Origin of the sequence: Candidatus Mycobacterium methanotrophicum (genome assembly GCF_023515995.1) — a bacterium.
Lineage (GTDB): Bacteria > Actinomycetota > Actinomycetes > Mycobacteriales > Mycobacteriaceae > Mycobacterium > Mycobacterium methanotrophicum.
This window is the reverse complement of sequence record NZ_CP097320.1, coordinates 1226651-1240719: the sequence shown is the minus strand read 5'-3', so window position 1 is coordinate 1240719 and position 14069 is coordinate 1226651. Positions and strand designations below refer to the sequence as shown.

Sequence of the window (14069 nt, the reverse complement as noted above, 5' to 3'; positions counted from 1 at the left end):
CAGAATCGCACGATTCGGGCCCCGCGCGTGCGATTCTGCGTCTGCTCGCGCGGTCAAATCGGCAGCCTCACGTCGGATACGAACGCGTCGCGCACCCAGGAGATGAACTCGTTCCATAGACCGCTGACCAGCGCGACGCCGACGGCGATCAGCAGCACGCCGCCGAAGATCTGCAGCGACCGAGTGTGCCGGCGCAGCCAGTCCAGGCCCGCAACCGCGGCCGCCGAACCGAACGCCAACAGCACGAACGGGATGCCCAAGCCCAGGCAGTAGGCGATAGTCAACACGATCCCGCGAGCCACGCTCGCGCCGTCGGTGGCCGAAGCGACGGTGATCACCCCCGTCAGCGTCGGGCCCAGACACGGCGTCCAGCCGAGCGCGAACACCGCGCCCAGCAGCGGCGCCCCCGCCACCGTCGACAACTGCTGCGGCGCGAACCGGAGCTGACGCTGCAGCACCGGAACGTACCCGACGAACACCAAGCCCATCACGATGGTCAACGCGCCGCCGACCCGTTGCAGCACAAGCTGATCGGTGATCAACGTGGTTGTCATGCCCAGCACGGCGACCGTGCCGAGCAGGAACACCACGGTGAACCCGGCGACGAACAACGCCGCCGACCCGGCGACTCGCCACCGCGCAACGGGCGGGGTGTTGGTTGCCTCGTCGACCCCGACGACGGCGGCCAGGTATGACAGGTAACCCGGCACCAGCGGCACCACGCACGGCGAGGCGAACGACACCAGCCCGGCCAGTAAGCACACGGCCAGCGCCAGCAATATCGGTCCGGCAGAAGCGATTTCGGTGAAGTTGGTCATTGCTGTCCGGCGGGTTCGGAGGCGATCCGTTGCACCACCCGCTGCAGATCCTCGGCCAGCAGTTCACGCAGGAAGACCGCCGCGACGCGGTGCTGACGGTCAAGAACCAGGGTGGACGGAATGACACTCGTGGGATACTTGCCGCCGAAGGCGATCATGGTGCGCATCGCCGGGTCGTAGATCGACGGGAACGTCACAATGCGGTCTTTGACGAAGTCCTGGGCCGCCTGTCGGTTGTTGTCGCGGACGTCGATGCCCAGCAGCGCGACGCCGTTAGCTCGGTTGGCGTTGTAGACCTGCTGCAGCTGGGTGGCCTCGGCCCGGCACGGCCCACACCACTGGCCCCAGACGTTGATGACGACGACCTGGCCGGCAAAGTCGGCGACGGACACCGTGCGGGACGGGTCCATCAGCTCAGGGCCGGCGACCGGTCCGAGTCGACCGCGGTGATCGGGCGGGTCGTAGTAGATGTCGGTTTTGCCGCCGGGAGAGACGAATTCGAAGGTGCCGCCCTGGGCGACCGCGTCGTGGCCGCTGGCGCAGCCGGCCAGCAGACCGGCCACCGCCGCGGCGACACACGCCAGCCGCCGTAGGCTCATCCGCCCGCCGGCTCCCTGTAGCGCACGTCGACCAGTCGGTCGCCGTCGAACACCAAGGACGTAATCGAGCCCACCGCGCACTGGCGCCGGCGCGGGTCATGCCAGAGCCGGTGGCCGGTCAGCGCCATCCGCACGGTCCACACTGGCAGCTGGTGGCTGACGCACACCGCCTCGTGACCGGCGGCCCGCGCGCGGGCCTTGTCCACTGCCGTCGTCATTCGCGCAGCGATCTGCTTGTACGGCTCACCCCAGGACGGAGTGAACGGGTTGCGCAGCTGCCACCAGAACCGCGGGTCCCGCCAGGCGCCATCGCCGGGGCCTAACCGCTTGCCCTCGAAGAAGTTTGACGACTCGATCAGGTCAGGGTCGGTATCCACCGGCAGGTCGTGGCGGGCGGCGATCGGCGCGGCGGTCTCCTGCGCCCGCTGCAACGGGGAGGCGATGACGGCGACGATGTCGCGGTCGGCCAGGGTGTCAGCCACCGCCTCAGCTTGCGCAATCCCCTTGTCGGACAAGCTGAAACCGGACAACCTCCCATACAGCACGCCGTCAGCGTTGTGCACCTCGCCGTGGCGGATCAGGTGGATCCGGGTCTGCTCGCCCATCAGTGTTTGCTCTCCTTGGCCGCTGCGGCGGCCGCAGGCAACGCGTCGGCGATCCGGGCGAACGCGGCGTCGTCGAGTGCCGCCGAGACAAACCACGCCTCGAAGGCGCTGCACGGCGGGTAGACACCGCCGTGCAGCAGCGCGTGAAAGAAGGCTGGGAAGCGCCACGTCTCGCTGGCGCGCGCCGACGCGAAATCGGTGACCGGGGCCTCGCCGAAGAATACGCTGAGCATGTTGCCGGCCCGCGGAATCTGGTGCGGCACACCGGCGTCCGTCAACGCCTCGGATAGCAGCCCGGCCAGCCGGTCGGCATTGGCATCCAACGCCGCGTAGACGGTGTCGTCGGCGTTGCGCAGCGTCGCCAACCCGGCGGCCATCGCCACCGGGTTGCCGGACAGCGTGCCAGCTTGATACACCGGCCCCAGCGGCGCCAACCGTTCCATCACCTCGGCGCGTCCGCCGAACGCCGCAGCGGGCAGCCCGCCGCTCATCACCTTGCCGAAGGTGAACAGGTCGGCGTCGACCGGATCGATTCCGTACCAACCGCTTCGGCTGACCCGGAATCCGGTCATCACCTCATCGACGATCAGCAGTGCGCCGTGTGAGGCGGTGATTTCGCGCAGTGCGGCGTTGTATCCCGGCGCGGGCGGGACGACGCCCATGTTGCCGGGGCTCGCCTCGGTGATCACCGCAGCGATCTGGTCGCCGAATCGGGCGAACGTCTGCTGGATGGCGTCAACATCGTTGTAAGGCAACACAATCGTGTCCGCGGCGGTGGCGCCGGTGACTCCGGGCGAGGACGGCAGGCCCAGCGTCGCAACCCCGGAGCCAGCGTCGGCGAGCAATGCGTCGACGTGGCCGTGGTAGCAGCCGGAGAACTTGACGATCTTGGCGCGGCCGGTGAACCCGCGGGCCAGGCGCACCGCGCTCATGGTGGCCTCGGTGCCGGAGTTGACCAACCGGATCCGCTGCACCGGCGGCATGCGATCGATGATCTCGGCCGCCAGTTCGGTTTCGGCGGGTGTCGGCGCCCCGAACGACAACCCGCGGGCGGCGGCCTTAGCAACGGCGCCCACCACCGACGGGTGAGCGTGGCCCAGGATCATCGGCCCCCACGAGCAGACCAGGTCGACGTAGCGGTTGCCGTCGGCGTCGGTGAGCCAGCAGCCGTGGGCTTCGGTGATGAAGCGCGGGGCGCCGCCGACTGCCTTGAACGCCCGCACGGGTGAGTTCACCCCGCCGGGGATGACGGCGCAGGCGTCGTCGAACAGCTTCGCCGAGATGGCTGTACCGTGCACGTCCACCAGTGTCCCAGCCGCCGCGAGCGGCTTCACTACAGGGTGTAGTTGTCACCGAGGCGGCCGAGCGCCCACGCCCGCGCCGAGATCGACGTCAGAGCCACATCTCCACCGAAAATCTGCACTGACGTCGATCTCGAGGAGACAAACGCCGCGCCACGCTTGGAACAATCGAGTGGTGACCCGGCAATCGGCCCGCGACGTCGCCCTCGCCAGCGTCGACGCCGTCCGGGATGACCCAGACGGACGGCTGGCCCGGCGACGGTCGCCGCGTGGCTGGAGTTCATCCGACGTCCCGGCGCCGCAGGGCTAGTATCGGGCGCACAACTCCAGCGTCGTCGGCGCCTACCTCGACCACGAGCAGCTGGCCGCGCGCGAAGGCCGGATCGAACGGTTCTTCATCAACCTGGTGCTAGTGGGGGTGCTCTACGCCCATGCGATGGTCGCCGCGCCGCGGCCGGCGCTTGGCTGGCTGGCTCCCGCTGGCCGGTTTCTCGGCGATCCACGGCTGGGCATGACCGGCATCTTCCTCTCACTTTCGCGTGTACTGCCAGACCGTTATCCCCTCGGTGACGACGTCGAGCCGTACGTGCACGTCGAACATGGATTAGGCCATCTGCTCGACGTCGGCGTCATTACACGTCGGGTGGAACACCTTTACACCTGGTGGGCGCGTGAGCTGGACCACCCGGATCTGCCACAGCTGCTGTCGGGCCACACGCCGTGTTACGCCTGGCCGGCCGACGACCAGCAGCCCTGGAACCCGGTCCCGTCGCGGTTGGCCCGGTTGTCCCGAAGGCTTTTGCCTGTCACGTCGCCGGCCTGAAATGGGCCATATGCTACGAGCATGCAACTACCGCAACGGCTCGCCCGGTTCAATCGGCACGTCACCAATCCCATTCAGCGGATGTGGGCAGGTTGGGCCCCATCGTTCGGAATTCTCGAGCACGTCGGGCGGCGCTCCGGCAAGCCCTACCGCACCCCACTGACGGTGTTCAACGCCGACGTCGACGGCGAGCCGGGCGTGGCGATCCTGTTGACCTACGGACCGGACCGCGACTGGCTGAAGAACCTCAACGCCGCCGGCAGCGGCCGGATGCGACGCCACGGCAAGACCTTCGGCGTCCGCGACTCCCGAACTGTCACGAAGGCCGAGGCCGCGCGACACATCAGCGGCGCGACCCGGCGGGTCTTCGCCAGGTTGCCGTTCGAGCAAGCGGTTCTGCTGACCAAGACCGGCTAAACGCCAAGACGTGCCGTCGCGGGTGGCGCGAAAAGTCATCCACCGGAATCCAGTTGCCCTGGTGCTGAATTCGCGGTCGCCAACGGCTCGGCCCCGGGTCCGGCCGGTCCCCGCCACTTGCCAACAAAGTACAGCCCGACCACCACTACCAAGGACAGAATGCTAAGCCAAAACTGGCCTCGCGCAGAGCTGTCGAGCGCCATTTGCACCAGCACGCCGATGATCCCGACTACCGTCAGGATCGAGAGCACCGGGAAGAGCCACATCTTGACGCGCAATGTTTCTGGCGGCGTCATGAGGCGCAAAACGATCTGCGACAGTGCAATCAACAAGTAGACGAACAACACAACGGCGCCCGACAGGTCGCAGCCCAGTGCTAACCGGCTAAGCGTAACGACTGGGGCAACGAGGCGCAGGTGAGGAAGCGGCAAAGGGCGTCGACGAACTTCCGATGCGCTGCCTCAGGACGACGCGGTCGAGGCCAGATTTTGACGAAGCAGCGCCAGGCGCCGCTTGTATTCGTCGTCGTCGATCTCTCCGCGCGCGTAGCGCTCGGCGAGGACCTGCTCTGCGCTGCTCGCCCCTGCACTGCGCGTTGCGGTGGGCCGCTGTGACAGTGTCAGCAGATACCGCGCGACGAGCACCACGGCGGTGATCACCAGCGCCCAGAAAATAACCGATATGCCGGTCGTGAGGATCCAGCTGCCCCATCCCCAATGACCCTCGCCCATCATCATCATCGAAATATCCTTTCTAGATCCACTGTGCCCCAAACTCTTCGGTGGCAACGACGCTGTAATTTTCGCCGCGGCGATCAACGGCACGGCAGCCATGACAGCCATGGCACCGACCAGGGCCGCGCGCGCCTTAACTCTCGCCGATTCCTGCGGCGGCGTCGCCAGCCGCTCGGCTCGTGCCAGCACAGCCACATCGGCGGCCGCGAGCGCTTCTGTTGGTGCCGCGGCGACCAGCGCGATCAACCCGGACAGCAACGCACGGCGGCTGTGCCGTCGCGCCGCAACGTCGTCGGCACACATTTCCAACAGCCGTGAAACTTGTTGCGCCCCATCGGTCATTAAGCTCAGGCGAGGAAACACCGTCGCGAGACTGCGAAGCGCCGCGACAATCATCGCATGGTGGCCGGTGAGGTGGGCGCGTTCGTGGGCGAGCACAGCGGCCAGCTGGCGGTCGTCAAGGGCGGCTCGGGCCGCGCTGGTGACGACGATCGCGGGCGGCCGCCCCGCGACACAGTAGGCGGCCGGTTTGGCGGCCTCGACCATCACCACATCTGCCTCGCCGGCGCGATAGCCGACTAGCCGCACCGCCTGAGCGTGGTCATGGGCGCGCGCACGCATCCGGAGCACGGCCCGCACCAATCGCACACCGGTGATCGCCGCGGCCAGCGTTATCGCCCAGGCGAGCACGATCGGCGCAATCCCGACACCGCCGACCATGGTCTGCAAACGGGCCAGACACGACCCAACCACCATGCGGGGGTAGACTTTACGATCGACTACTTCGACGATGAGCATCACCGCGACCACCAGCCAAGAACCCAACACAGTGCCGATCGCGGTCAACCATGCCGCCGCGCCCAGGCGGGGGGCGACTCCGCTGGAGGTGAGCCCACGCAGCAGCAGCGGTCCCGCGACGAGCACGGCCACGGTATAAAGCAGCAGCCACAACACCATGGTCATCGCCGCTTCGTTCGTTTGGCCAGCCGTCGCAAAGCGTCGTGCAGGCGCGCCGATTCCTCGACGCCGATCTGCTCGACGAAGTGATGCAGCACCAATTCGGGACGACCCCCGCCGTCGAGGGCCTCGCGCATCAACCGGGCACTGTGTTCCTCACGCGACAAGGTCGGCCAATATCGGTACGCCTTACCGTCGCGTTCCCGCGCGAGCCAGCCCTTGGTGTGCAAGTTGTCCATCGTGGACATCACAGTCGTGTAGGCGATGTCGCGTTCAGCCGAAAGCTCGTCGAACACTTCACGCACCGTTGTTGGCGACTCGGGATCACGACTCCAGATTCGGTCCATGATGACCGCCTCGAGTTCACCGAATCCTCGAATCCGCATTCCTGGCCTCCTGGGTATCACTGAGTCGTCGGGCGCGGCCGTGCCCGCCCCAGCACATGAGCGTGGGACGGAAAAAACCGAAGGGGCGCGAAAGAAAACCGGTCAAGTTCGTCAATGTCGAATCCTGCGGCGCTGACCGCCGCGGCAGTATCACGATTCGGATGACAGCCCCCACCCACTCGTGACCATAACGGGGTGATCGTGTCCTGAAGGAGCACGAACCATGGCTTGTCGGAGCGCACGTGTTCAAAGAACCGAAGCTCGCCATCGGGTTTCAGCGCTCGCCGTAGCTCGGCCAGCGCGGCCGACACATCGGATACCGAACACAACACCAGCGACGCGACGGCCGCGTCGAAGCTGGCAGCCGCGACCGGCAGCGCGGTGGCGTGGCCCGCCATTACGCGCACCGGCACTTCGGCGCGGGCCGCAGCTTGCTCCGCAAGGCAACGCAGGTGATCGTCAGGCTCAACCGCCACCACCTCGGTGACCGTGTCGGGATAGTGCCCAAAGTTCATGCCATTGCCGGCGCCAACCTCGATCACCCGGCCGGCCAGCCCACTCAGCAGCCGATCGCGATGTTCGGCGGTCCCACGCCGCTCAGACTCGGCACTGATCCGCTCATACATCCGCGCAAACCGTGGATGCTGAAACTGCGCCAGATCGGACACGTCTGCTCCTACCATCTACGTACCATGATAGTAGACCACGATAGCGACGCGGAGCCAACCGCAGGCGGATGCCCGATCTCGCTAGCCCAGTCGCCACCCCGTCACCTCAAAGTTCGGGTTGCGTGTCCTCTCAATCAGCGTCTACGATCTACGTAGCTAGATAGTAGAAGGGCCCGAGGTGCATACCGGCGACGTCATTCGTTTGTCGAGGCGCCTCTTCGCTTCAACCGAGAGGAATCGATCATGGGATTTTTCAGCGAACTGGGTAGCAATCTCCGCGGGCGTAAGCGGATGATCGCTGCCGTCTTCGCCTTCGCCTGTATCGGAGTGGCGATCTTCTTCGTCGGAACATGGGCCGGCTCTTCGGGAATGTTCACGCTGCGCCCGGCGACAGCCTCGGCCCCGCACCCCAACAACGCGCCCCCGCCGGGGGCGCCTAAGCCCGACGGCATGTGCGGCGACATGAAAATGCCCGCCGGCAAAATGATGCCTGAGATGCCGATGCCCAGCGGCATGCCCATGCCGAGCGGGATGATGCCCAATATGCCTAGTGGCATGCCGATGCCCAGCGCTATGCCGACGCCCGGCCAAACACGCTAGTGCTCAATACGGTCAACGGTCTGCCGGCGCATCCTCTGCTTGGGCACGTGGTCGCAATCTTCGTGCCGCTGACGGCCCTGCTTGCCATCCTTATCGTCGCCTGGCCAGCAGCGCGCCGCCGCGTGGGTGGGGCCTCGTTGTTCGTAGCCGCGGGCACCCTGGTAGCAATCCCGCTGACCACGGCGGCTGGTAACTGGCTACGGCAGCGCGTGATGGGCGGCGAGGCCCTCAGCCGTCACGCCGCACTGGGCGGGCAGCTCGTTCTGTGGTCCGCGCTGCTGACCATCGCCATGGTGGTTTGGTGGGTTCTACACACTCCACTTTTCGCCAATGAAGTCGCCACGCTGTCGCCGCTGGCGCAGCGCAGTCGCCGTCGCCGGAGTGGCCACATTGTTGTTCGCACTTACAGCGACATGGTCCATAATGCTAGTTGGTCACACCGGCACCGAGGCCGCGTGGGGTGGCATGACCTGCTGCAGATGACGGCAGCTCCGCTGGCGATCGACGCCGCGCCGATCTACTATCTATGTACGTAGACAATAGATTGCCCGGTCCGCAGCCGACACCGCATCGAACGCCGAAGGGACACAATATGAGTCAGATATTGTGGCCAGCCGCAGAGTGGCGCAGTAGATACGCATGCAGACACGTTGTTTTCGCGTGCAACACGGGCCGGCAAGGGTAGCGCACAGCGGCTGGCCGACCGGGTATCACCGCGACCGCGCCCGGGGTCAAGCCCGAGGCGCTGGAGCGCACGCGCACCAGCGGAATGAGGACCTCGCTGCCGTCGCGGACGACGCGCGCCTGCTTGGCACCGAGTTCGAGCAGCGAGCGTAAAGCGTTGACCACGAACTCCATCGCCGTAAGCCGCCGCCCAGACTCGGCAGCCCTTCTGCTCAATCGCCGCCACTACCGCATCGGACGCAGTTGTCGCAGGAGATGCCCGATACCGAGAGCACATGAGTCGTCAAGACGCTCGCGTCCTCGGTCGGGGCTCGCCTATCGCGCTAGCCGACGGCGCCATCACGATAAGCGTTGCCTCAGGGGCAAGGTCAACTGCCCAGCGGCGCCGGCGAACCGGGTACTTCCAACCTTCGAGATGCAATCCTCGCCGGCGCGCAGCCAGTTGGTGTCCGCAAGGTCTTGACCTTGCCCCAAGGGCAACCCCTACCGTTGGGGCTCGCCGTCGGCGAAGCCGTCGTGCGGTCGCGGATCCGTCGGCCATCTCTGCATCGGCAGCGAGTCGCGGATCCTGTCCAATTCGAGAGGAACGAGATGCGCGCGACAACGAAACGGGTAGCGGTATTCTCCACGGCAACGGGCCCATTCTCGACAAGTATCAGTCCCTTGACGCCGCCACACGGAAATCACTCGGGCAACCGAAGGGCAACGAGCAGAAACACCCCGACGACGGCGGCGGCTACCAGGAGTTTGAGCACGACAGGATCACGTGGAAACCCGGCGACGCCGAGGCGACCGTCGTCAACAGCTAACTGCCAACGTTGACGTCGCTCGCTTCGATGCAAGCCGTCTGCAATTCACCGAGAAAGGAGGCCGAGGGAAACCGGCGCGCTACGCGGGCACCCCCGGATAACTAATGAGTCAATCACCTGAATCCGAAATCGACTCGGAAGTGCAAGCTCTAAAGCCGAACAGGCTGCGCCGAGCGCTGACGTGGGTCGGGATCGTCGCCGGAGCAGTCGTGATCGTCGGGGCCATCTTCGTTGCCGGCGCGGCGATGGGCTGGTTGCCTGCCGGTCATGATCACCATGGGCAGCAACCGATTTCGGTGGCCCCAGAAGGGTGGCCCGCCGATGGGCCCGGCCGGCGGTGACAAGTGCTGCTGCGAGAAGATGGCCAAAAAGTAGTCAACCCGAAGTCAGGTAGCCGAAAGCGGCGCCGCGGCCAAATCCGCTGCCCGCTGGCCAGATAGCACGTGCGTGACCGGGATCGGATACGCCGCGCGGGCTTTGTCGACCAGCCCGAGCCGCAGCCACGACGAGCGGGCCTCGGCGATGACCAGGTGATCGGGCTGGAAACTTTGCACCGCAGCGGCCAGCGCGCGCAACGGCCGGTAGTCGCCGAGGTCTCCGGCGGCGGACAACCCGATGTTGCCTATCGCGGTCAGGATGGCGTCCAGCCGTTGCTGTGCCGCCGCAACAGTGGCGTCCAGGACGAAGACCGGACCGGTGCGCTCGGCCTGGCCGGTGTCGACCGGGTTGACCGGGACACAGATGAAGTATTCGGCGCGCTGCTGGGCGTCGATGCGCTGGACGACGTCGAAAAGCTCACTGGTGGAGACGTTCTTGTTGGCCAGCACCAGCACGCGGGTGGCCCTGCCCGCCATCGGCGCTGCTGCGGGCTCCGGCTTGGGGGACCCGCGCCACCACTTGGGTACGAAGTACAGCGCCAAGATGACCGTCCAGGACACCACGCCCAACCAAAGCTCGGTGCGAGCCCGGGCGTCCAGCGCCATCAACACCAGCACGCCGACAATTCCGGCCAGGGTGAGCACCGACAGTCCCGGGAAAAACCACATCTTGACGCGCAGCCTTTTTTCCGGCGTCCGCCGGCGCAACACGATCTGGGCGAGAGCTATCAGCAGATAAACCGAAAGCACCAGTGAGCCAGATGATTTCAGTAGGAAGACGAAAACTGCGCCGGGAGCGGCCCAGGCCATGACGACGCACAGGAAGCCCACCATCGACGAGCACAAGATGGCGATGTAGGGCACCCCCCGTCGACCCACCTTGACCAACTCCATCGGAGCCTCGTTGCGGGCGGCCAGCACGAACAGCATCCGGGATGCGGTGTAGAGCCCGGAGTTCAAACACGACAGCACCGCGGTGAGCACCACCGCATTCATGATGTGGCCCGCCGCGGGAATCCCCATCTGCCCCAACGCAGCAACATAAGGCGAAGCGCCAGCCTGGTGTGAGTTCCACGGCACGATCACCGCGAGCAAAAACACCGACCCCAGGTAGAAGATCACGATCCGGACCACAACCGATCTGGTCGCCCGCGCGACGGCACGCTCGGGGTCTGCTGTCTCGGCAGCCGCGATGGTGGCAACCTCGGCGCCGACCATCGCAGGAATGACCACGGGGACGGCACTGAAGATCGCGCCGATGCCATGGGGGAAGAACCCCCCGTATGCGGTCAGGTTGGAAAAGTCGATACCGTGGCGCGGCCAAGCGCCCAGCACGAACAGCGACCCAAGCCCTAAAAAAACCACGATCGCTGCGACTTTGATTCCGGCGAACCAGAATTCGAACTCACCGAAGGTGGCCACCGAGAACAGGTTGGTCGCCGTCATCCCGACCATCAGGATCAGCGACAGCAACCACAGCGGCGCACGAATCCAGTAGGACAGCACCGCACCGCCGGCGATGGCCTCGAACCCGACTACGACGACCCAGAAGTACCAATACAGCCACCCCACCGAGAACCCCGCCCAGCCGCCGAGGGCTTGCCGGGCGTAATCGGCGAACGAACCCGTCGACGGGTCCGCGGTAGCCATCTCCCCGAGCATGCGCATCACCAAGATGACGAAGATCCCGCACACCGCGTAGGTGATGAAGGCGCCGGGGCCGGTCTCACCGATGATGACGCCGGAGCCGACGAACAAGCCGGCGCCGATCACACCCCCGAGTGCGATCATGTTGAGCTGCCGTTGCGAGAGTCCCCGGTGCAGCCGCGACGGCGAACTCTGATGGGCTCCGTGCGCCTGCAGCATGACGAGACGTTAACACCGCTACACGCAGTCCCGCTCGATTCAAACCGGCACGGCGCGTAGCGCGACGGGCAGGCTGGGCAGGAAGTGTTCAGTAGCGAATGCGCGAATATCGTCGGCGTCCGTACGGGGTTTGCGGCTAGGCAACAACAGCACCGTCGCCGCATAGCGCAGGATGGTGTCGGCCAGTTCATCGACTGCCTGGTTCCCGACCCGCTCGGCGAAGCCGTCAGGGAAGATGATCCGCAGTGCTGCCGCCATCCGTTCGACCGCGGCGTCCCAATGCTGGCGGGCCAACTCGAGCGTCAGGCCCGGCTCGTCGGCAAGCATCCGGGTCAGCACACGGTGCTGCCGGAAGCGCAGGATCGACAGCGTGAACGCCTCGATATAGCAATTCGATTGGGGCCGGCGGTTTTTCAGTTCCTCGGCGATGTCGGCGAAAAGCGCCGTGTTTTCCCGGTCGATGACGGCCCCGACCAGCTCGTCGCGGCCGGCGAATCGCCGGTAGATGGTGGTGCGGCTGACCCGGGCGCGACGGGCCACGTCGTCGGGCGCGACCCGGCGCAAGCCGTGCTGTTCGAACTCGACGACGGCAGCGTCGAGGATAGCAGTGGTCGCGGGATCAGCGCGCGTAACCGGCACGGGCAAACTCGTTGTAGCGCAGCCGCATCGGGAGATGCTCCCACAGCCAGTTGACCGGCCGGGACCGCCACGCTGCGGCGAAACGCTGATAGCGGCGCTCCTGACGCTCGCTCCAGGGCAGACCAAGCAGCGTGCGTGCCCGCGGCGGCAGGCCTCCAGTCGTCAGAAACGCCGCGGCCGGATTAAATACCACCGACGCCGCGCGCCAAACCAGCGGCGGCACACCCTTGGGACAGGGGAATCCTTTAGTCACATATCCGACACCGTATTTGGCGGTCGGATGGGCGATCATAACGTTGTCGAGCATTTGGTCCCAGTACCGCTGAAACTCGGCGTAATCGGCCGGCATCGGCCGGTCGCTGACCCCGTAGCGGCGATACCACGTCTTCGACTCGAGGTAGATCTGCTCCTTCTCCTCATCGTTCAGGCGTTTGACGAAGGTGTCGGTGAAGTACAGCACCTGCTCGACGAAGGTGGCGTGCGCCCAATAGTAGGTGTCGGGGTCCAACGCGTGATATCTAGCACCGTCGGGCATTTCGCCTTTGATGCCGTGATGGAAATCACGCACCTGCCGGCCGGGATGATCGCTCGTCCACGCCGAGACGCGGGCAGCGCGCGAGCATCACCGCCGTGCTCGAGCGCGCCGTCCAGCGGTGCCAAGTCGGCCCGCAAGCCCTAAGCCGCAACTGGTTTCGCTGCCCCCGACCCTGCTGAGTCACCATTATCTGCTCCACGGCGCCCCGATCGCCGACCAGACCATCGACGAGATCCGAGACCACGTCGTCATGCCGTTGATCCGTCCCTGACCGGTGGCGCCGAGACCGTGACGTCACAGTGTCATAACTGATCCGGCGTGCCGTTGCGGGCCCGGCTACGAGGGACGGCAAGATTCCGCGCATGCCCGAGCTTTCGCGCCGTGCTGCGCTGAGACTTGGCCTGGGGGCGTTTACGGGTGCGGTTGGCATTACGGCAGTGAACTCCGTGTTGGACCCATTCGAACTCCAAGCGTCGCCCAGCCAGTTCGATCCGACCCCGGCCGGCAACGATGCCCCGACCAAGATTTCCGGCTCGTTCGTCTCGGCGGCTCGCGGCGGTGTGTTGACCAACTGGATCATTGCCCGGCCGCCCGGCCAGACCGGGCCGCTGCGCCCCGTGATCGCACTGCACGGGATTCGCGGCAACGCCAAGCAAGTGATGGATCTCGGCGTCGAGGACGGCCTCGCCGAGCTGGTCAAGGCCGGTCGGCCGCCGTTCGCGATGGTCGCTGTCGACGGCGGCGACAGTTACTGGCATCGACGGGCCAGCGGCGAGGACTCGGGAGCGATGGTGCTCACCGAGCTGATCCCGCTGCTGGCGACGATGGGCCTGGATATCTCGCGGGTGGGGTTCATCGGCTGGTCGATGGGCGGATACGGGGCGATGTTGCTCGGCTCCAGGCTGGGTCCGCAGCGCACCGCCGGGATCTGCGCGGTGAGCCCGGCGCTGTATCAGTCGTTCACCGGCAGCACCCGCGGGGCGTTCGACAGCTATGACGACTGGACGCGCAATACCGTCTTCGGGCTGCCGGCGCTGTCGTCGATTCCGCTGCGCGTGGATTGCGGTAACAACGATCGCTTCGCCCCGGCCACCCATCAATTCATCGCCCAGCTGCGCAGGGCGCCGTCGGGTGGATTCTCGGCGGGCGGACACGACGTCTCGTTCTGGCGTGAACAGCTACCCGGGGAGCTAGCCTGGTTGGCGTCCTGAGTTCAGGTGGCGCGTCACAGCCAGTCAGCATCATCGGCTC

20 protein-coding genes and 2 pseudogenes are annotated in these 14069 nt (G+C 66.1%); 8 read left to right on the top strand and 14 right to left on the bottom strand.

What is annotated here, in order from left to right:
- Positions 1 to 53: 53 nt before the first annotated feature.
- The 4 genes from M5I08_RS06740 to hemL are packed head-to-tail and all read right to left on the bottom strand — an operon-like array spanning position 54 to position 3320.
- On the bottom strand, positions 54 to 818 hold the full coding sequence (locus M5I08_RS06740; protein ID WP_219065724.1) for a cytochrome c biogenesis CcdA family protein: 765 nt from the start codon (positions 816 to 818) through the stop codon (positions 54 to 56).
- Complete coding sequence (locus M5I08_RS06735; RefSeq protein ID WP_219065723.1) at positions 815 to 1417, bottom strand: TlpA disulfide reductase family protein; 603 nt, start codon at positions 1415 to 1417, stop codon at positions 815 to 817. The genes M5I08_RS06740 and M5I08_RS06735 overlap by 4 nt, the downstream gene beginning before the upstream one ends.
- On the bottom strand, positions 1414 to 2022 hold the full coding sequence (locus tag M5I08_RS06730) for a histidine phosphatase family protein (protein ID WP_219065722.1): 609 nt from the start codon (positions 2020 to 2022) through the stop codon (positions 1414 to 1416). Before M5I08_RS06730 ends, M5I08_RS06735 begins: the two co-directional genes overlap by 4 nt.
- Positions 2022 to 3320: a glutamate-1-semialdehyde 2,1-aminomutase gene (hemL, locus tag M5I08_RS06725; protein WP_249763167.1), complete on the bottom strand. Its 1299-nt coding sequence runs from the start codon at positions 3318 to 3320 to the stop codon at positions 2022 to 2024. Before hemL ends, M5I08_RS06730 begins: the two co-directional genes overlap by 1 nt.
- A 178-nt stretch (positions 3321 to 3498) precedes the next feature.
- Between hemL and M5I08_RS26135 the strand changes: the two genes are divergently transcribed.
- The 3 genes from M5I08_RS26135 to M5I08_RS06715 all read left to right on the top strand — a co-directional run bounded on the left by M5I08_RS26135 (position 3499) and on the right by M5I08_RS06715 (position 4563).
- Positions 3499 to 3633: a hypothetical protein gene (locus M5I08_RS26135; RefSeq protein WP_255564646.1), complete on the top strand. Its 135-nt coding sequence runs from the start codon at positions 3499 to 3501 to the stop codon at positions 3631 to 3633.
- Positions 3634 to 3729: 96 nt separating this feature from the next.
- A complete protein-coding gene (locus M5I08_RS06720) occupies positions 3730 to 4146 on the top strand; it encodes a hypothetical protein (protein ID WP_249763166.1) in 417 nt (138 codons plus the stop codon).
- Positions 4147 to 4167: 21 nt separating this feature from the next.
- Entirely contained in the window at positions 4168 to 4563 is a 396-nt protein-coding gene (locus tag M5I08_RS06715) for a nitroreductase family deazaflavin-dependent oxidoreductase (RefSeq protein WP_219065720.1), read from the top strand.
- A gap of 35 nt (positions 4564 to 4598) precedes the next feature.
- Here M5I08_RS06715 and M5I08_RS06710 read toward each other — a convergent pair whose 3' ends face one another.
- From M5I08_RS06710 to M5I08_RS06685, 6 genes and pseudogenes are all read right to left on the bottom strand, one after another.
- The gene (locus M5I08_RS06710; RefSeq protein WP_370328587.1) at positions 4599 to 4907 is read right to left on the bottom strand and encodes a hypothetical protein; all 309 of its coding nucleotides are present in this window, start codon (positions 4905 to 4907) and stop codon (positions 4599 to 4601) included.
- A gap of 117 nt (positions 4908 to 5024) precedes the next feature.
- Positions 5025 to 5294, bottom strand: a complete 270-nt coding sequence (locus M5I08_RS06705; protein WP_249763313.1) for an SHOCT domain-containing protein — start codon at positions 5292 to 5294, stop codon at positions 5025 to 5027.
- Between the two features lie 60 nt (positions 5295 to 5354).
- Positions 5355 to 6260: pseudogene (locus M5I08_RS06700) on the bottom strand (M56 family metallopeptidase); the annotation flags it as partial.
- Entirely contained in the window at positions 6257 to 6640 is a 384-nt protein-coding gene (locus M5I08_RS06695; RefSeq protein ID WP_219065717.1) for a BlaI/MecI/CopY family transcriptional regulator, read from the bottom strand. The gene M5I08_RS06695 and the pseudogene M5I08_RS06700, both read right to left, overlap by 4 nt.
- Positions 6641 to 6657: 17 nt before the next feature.
- The gene (locus M5I08_RS06690) at positions 6658 to 7308 is read right to left on the bottom strand and encodes a class I SAM-dependent methyltransferase (RefSeq protein WP_219065749.1); all 651 of its coding nucleotides are present in this window, start codon (positions 7306 to 7308) and stop codon (positions 6658 to 6660) included.
- A gap of 194 nt (positions 7309 to 7502) precedes the next feature.
- Entirely contained in the window at positions 7503 to 7850 is a 348-nt protein-coding gene (locus tag M5I08_RS06685; protein WP_219065716.1) for a hypothetical protein, read from the bottom strand.
- Positions 7851 to 7955: 105 nt separating this feature from the next.
- Between M5I08_RS06685 and M5I08_RS06680 the strand changes: the two genes are divergently transcribed.
- Positions 7956 to 8444 carry a hypothetical protein gene (locus M5I08_RS06680; RefSeq protein WP_249763164.1) on the top strand — a complete coding sequence of 163 codons (489 nt, stop codon included), beginning with the start codon at positions 7956 to 7958 and terminating at the stop codon, positions 8442 to 8444.
- 61 nt (positions 8445 to 8505) lie between these two features.
- Here the strand turns inward: M5I08_RS06680 and M5I08_RS06675 are convergent, their stop codons facing one another.
- Positions 8506 to 8766: a hypothetical protein gene (locus tag M5I08_RS06675; RefSeq protein ID WP_249763163.1), complete on the bottom strand. Its 261-nt coding sequence runs from the start codon at positions 8764 to 8766 to the stop codon at positions 8506 to 8508.
- A gap of 101 nt (positions 8767 to 8867) precedes the next feature.
- Between M5I08_RS06675 and M5I08_RS06670 the strand changes: the two genes are divergently transcribed.
- Both M5I08_RS06670 and M5I08_RS06665 read left to right on the top strand, forming a co-directional pair.
- Positions 8868 to 9401: an LGFP repeat-containing protein gene (locus M5I08_RS06670; RefSeq protein WP_219065713.1), complete on the top strand. Its 534-nt coding sequence runs from the start codon at positions 8868 to 8870 to the stop codon at positions 9399 to 9401.
- A 104-nt stretch (positions 9402 to 9505) separates the two neighbouring features.
- Positions 9506 to 9742 carry a hypothetical protein gene (locus tag M5I08_RS06665; RefSeq protein WP_219065712.1) on the top strand — a complete coding sequence of 79 codons (237 nt, stop codon included), beginning with the start codon at positions 9506 to 9508 and terminating at the stop codon, positions 9740 to 9742.
- Between the two features lie 45 nt (positions 9743 to 9787).
- On the opposite strand, the gene M5I08_RS06660 is transcribed toward M5I08_RS06665, so the two are convergent.
- The 3 genes and pseudogenes from M5I08_RS06660 to M5I08_RS06650 form a co-directional block, all read right to left on the bottom strand.
- Positions 9788 to 11644: an amino acid permease gene (locus M5I08_RS06660; protein ID WP_219065711.1), complete on the bottom strand. Its 1857-nt coding sequence runs from the start codon at positions 11642 to 11644 to the stop codon at positions 9788 to 9790.
- Positions 11645 to 11683: 39 nt separating this feature from the next.
- Positions 11684 to 12283, bottom strand: coding sequence for a TetR/AcrR family transcriptional regulator (locus tag M5I08_RS06655; RefSeq protein ID WP_219065710.1), 600 nt, complete (start codon positions 12281 to 12283; stop codon positions 11684 to 11686).
- Positions 12264 to 12869: pseudogene (locus M5I08_RS06650) on the bottom strand (oxygenase MpaB family protein); the annotation flags it as partial. The gene M5I08_RS06655 and the pseudogene M5I08_RS06650, both read right to left, overlap by 20 nt.
- Before the next feature lie 67 nt (positions 12870 to 12936).
- On the opposite strand from M5I08_RS06650, the gene M5I08_RS06645 reads away from it, so the two are divergent.
- Both M5I08_RS06645 and M5I08_RS06640 read left to right on the top strand, forming a co-directional pair.
- Positions 12937 to 13089, top strand: a complete 153-nt coding sequence (locus M5I08_RS06645; protein ID WP_219065709.1) for a hypothetical protein — start codon at positions 12937 to 12939, stop codon at positions 13087 to 13089.
- Between the two features lie 91 nt (positions 13090 to 13180).
- The gene (locus M5I08_RS06640) at positions 13181 to 14029 is read left to right on the top strand and encodes an alpha/beta hydrolase (RefSeq protein ID WP_219065708.1); all 849 of its coding nucleotides are present in this window, start codon (positions 13181 to 13183) and stop codon (positions 14027 to 14029) included.
- The last annotated feature ends 40 nt before the right edge of the window (positions 14030 to 14069 follow it).

Coding starts and splice junctions, on each gene's coding strand:
- M5I08_RS06740 (WP_219065724.1), bottom strand. CDS start 818: ATGACCAACTTCACCGAAATCGCTTCTGCCGGACCGATATTGCTGGCG.
- M5I08_RS06735 (WP_219065723.1), bottom strand. CDS start 1,417: ATGAGCCTACGGCGGCTGGCGTGTGTCGCCGCGGCGGTGGCCGGTCTG.
- M5I08_RS06705 (WP_249763313.1), bottom strand. CDS start 5,294: ATGGGCGAGGGTCATTGGGGATGGGGCAGCTGGATCCTCACGACCGGC.
- M5I08_RS06660 (WP_219065711.1), bottom strand. CDS start 11,644: ATGCTGCAGGCGCACGGAGCCCATCAGAGTTCGCCGTCGCGGCTGCAC.
- M5I08_RS06640 (WP_219065708.1), top strand. CDS start 13,181: ATGCCCGAGCTTTCGCGCCGTGCTGCGCTGAGACTTGGCCTGGGGGCG.
- M5I08_RS06695 (WP_219065717.1), bottom strand. CDS start 6,640: ATGCGGATTCGAGGATTCGGTGAACTCGAGGCGGTCATCATGGACCGA.
- M5I08_RS06665 (WP_219065712.1), top strand. CDS start 9,506: ATGAGTCAATCACCTGAATCCGAAATCGACTCGGAAGTGCAAGCTCTA.
- M5I08_RS06715 (WP_219065720.1), top strand. CDS start 4,168: ATGCAACTACCGCAACGGCTCGCCCGGTTCAATCGGCACGTCACCAAT.
- M5I08_RS06730 (WP_219065722.1), bottom strand. CDS start 2,022: ATGGGCGAGCAGACCCGGATCCACCTGATCCGCCACGGCGAGGTGCAC.
- M5I08_RS06670 (WP_219065713.1), top strand. CDS start 8,868: ATGAGTCGTCAAGACGCTCGCGTCCTCGGTCGGGGCTCGCCTATCGCG.
- M5I08_RS06675 (WP_249763163.1), bottom strand. CDS start 8,766: ATGGAGTTCGTGGTCAACGCTTTACGCTCGCTGCTCGAACTCGGTGCC.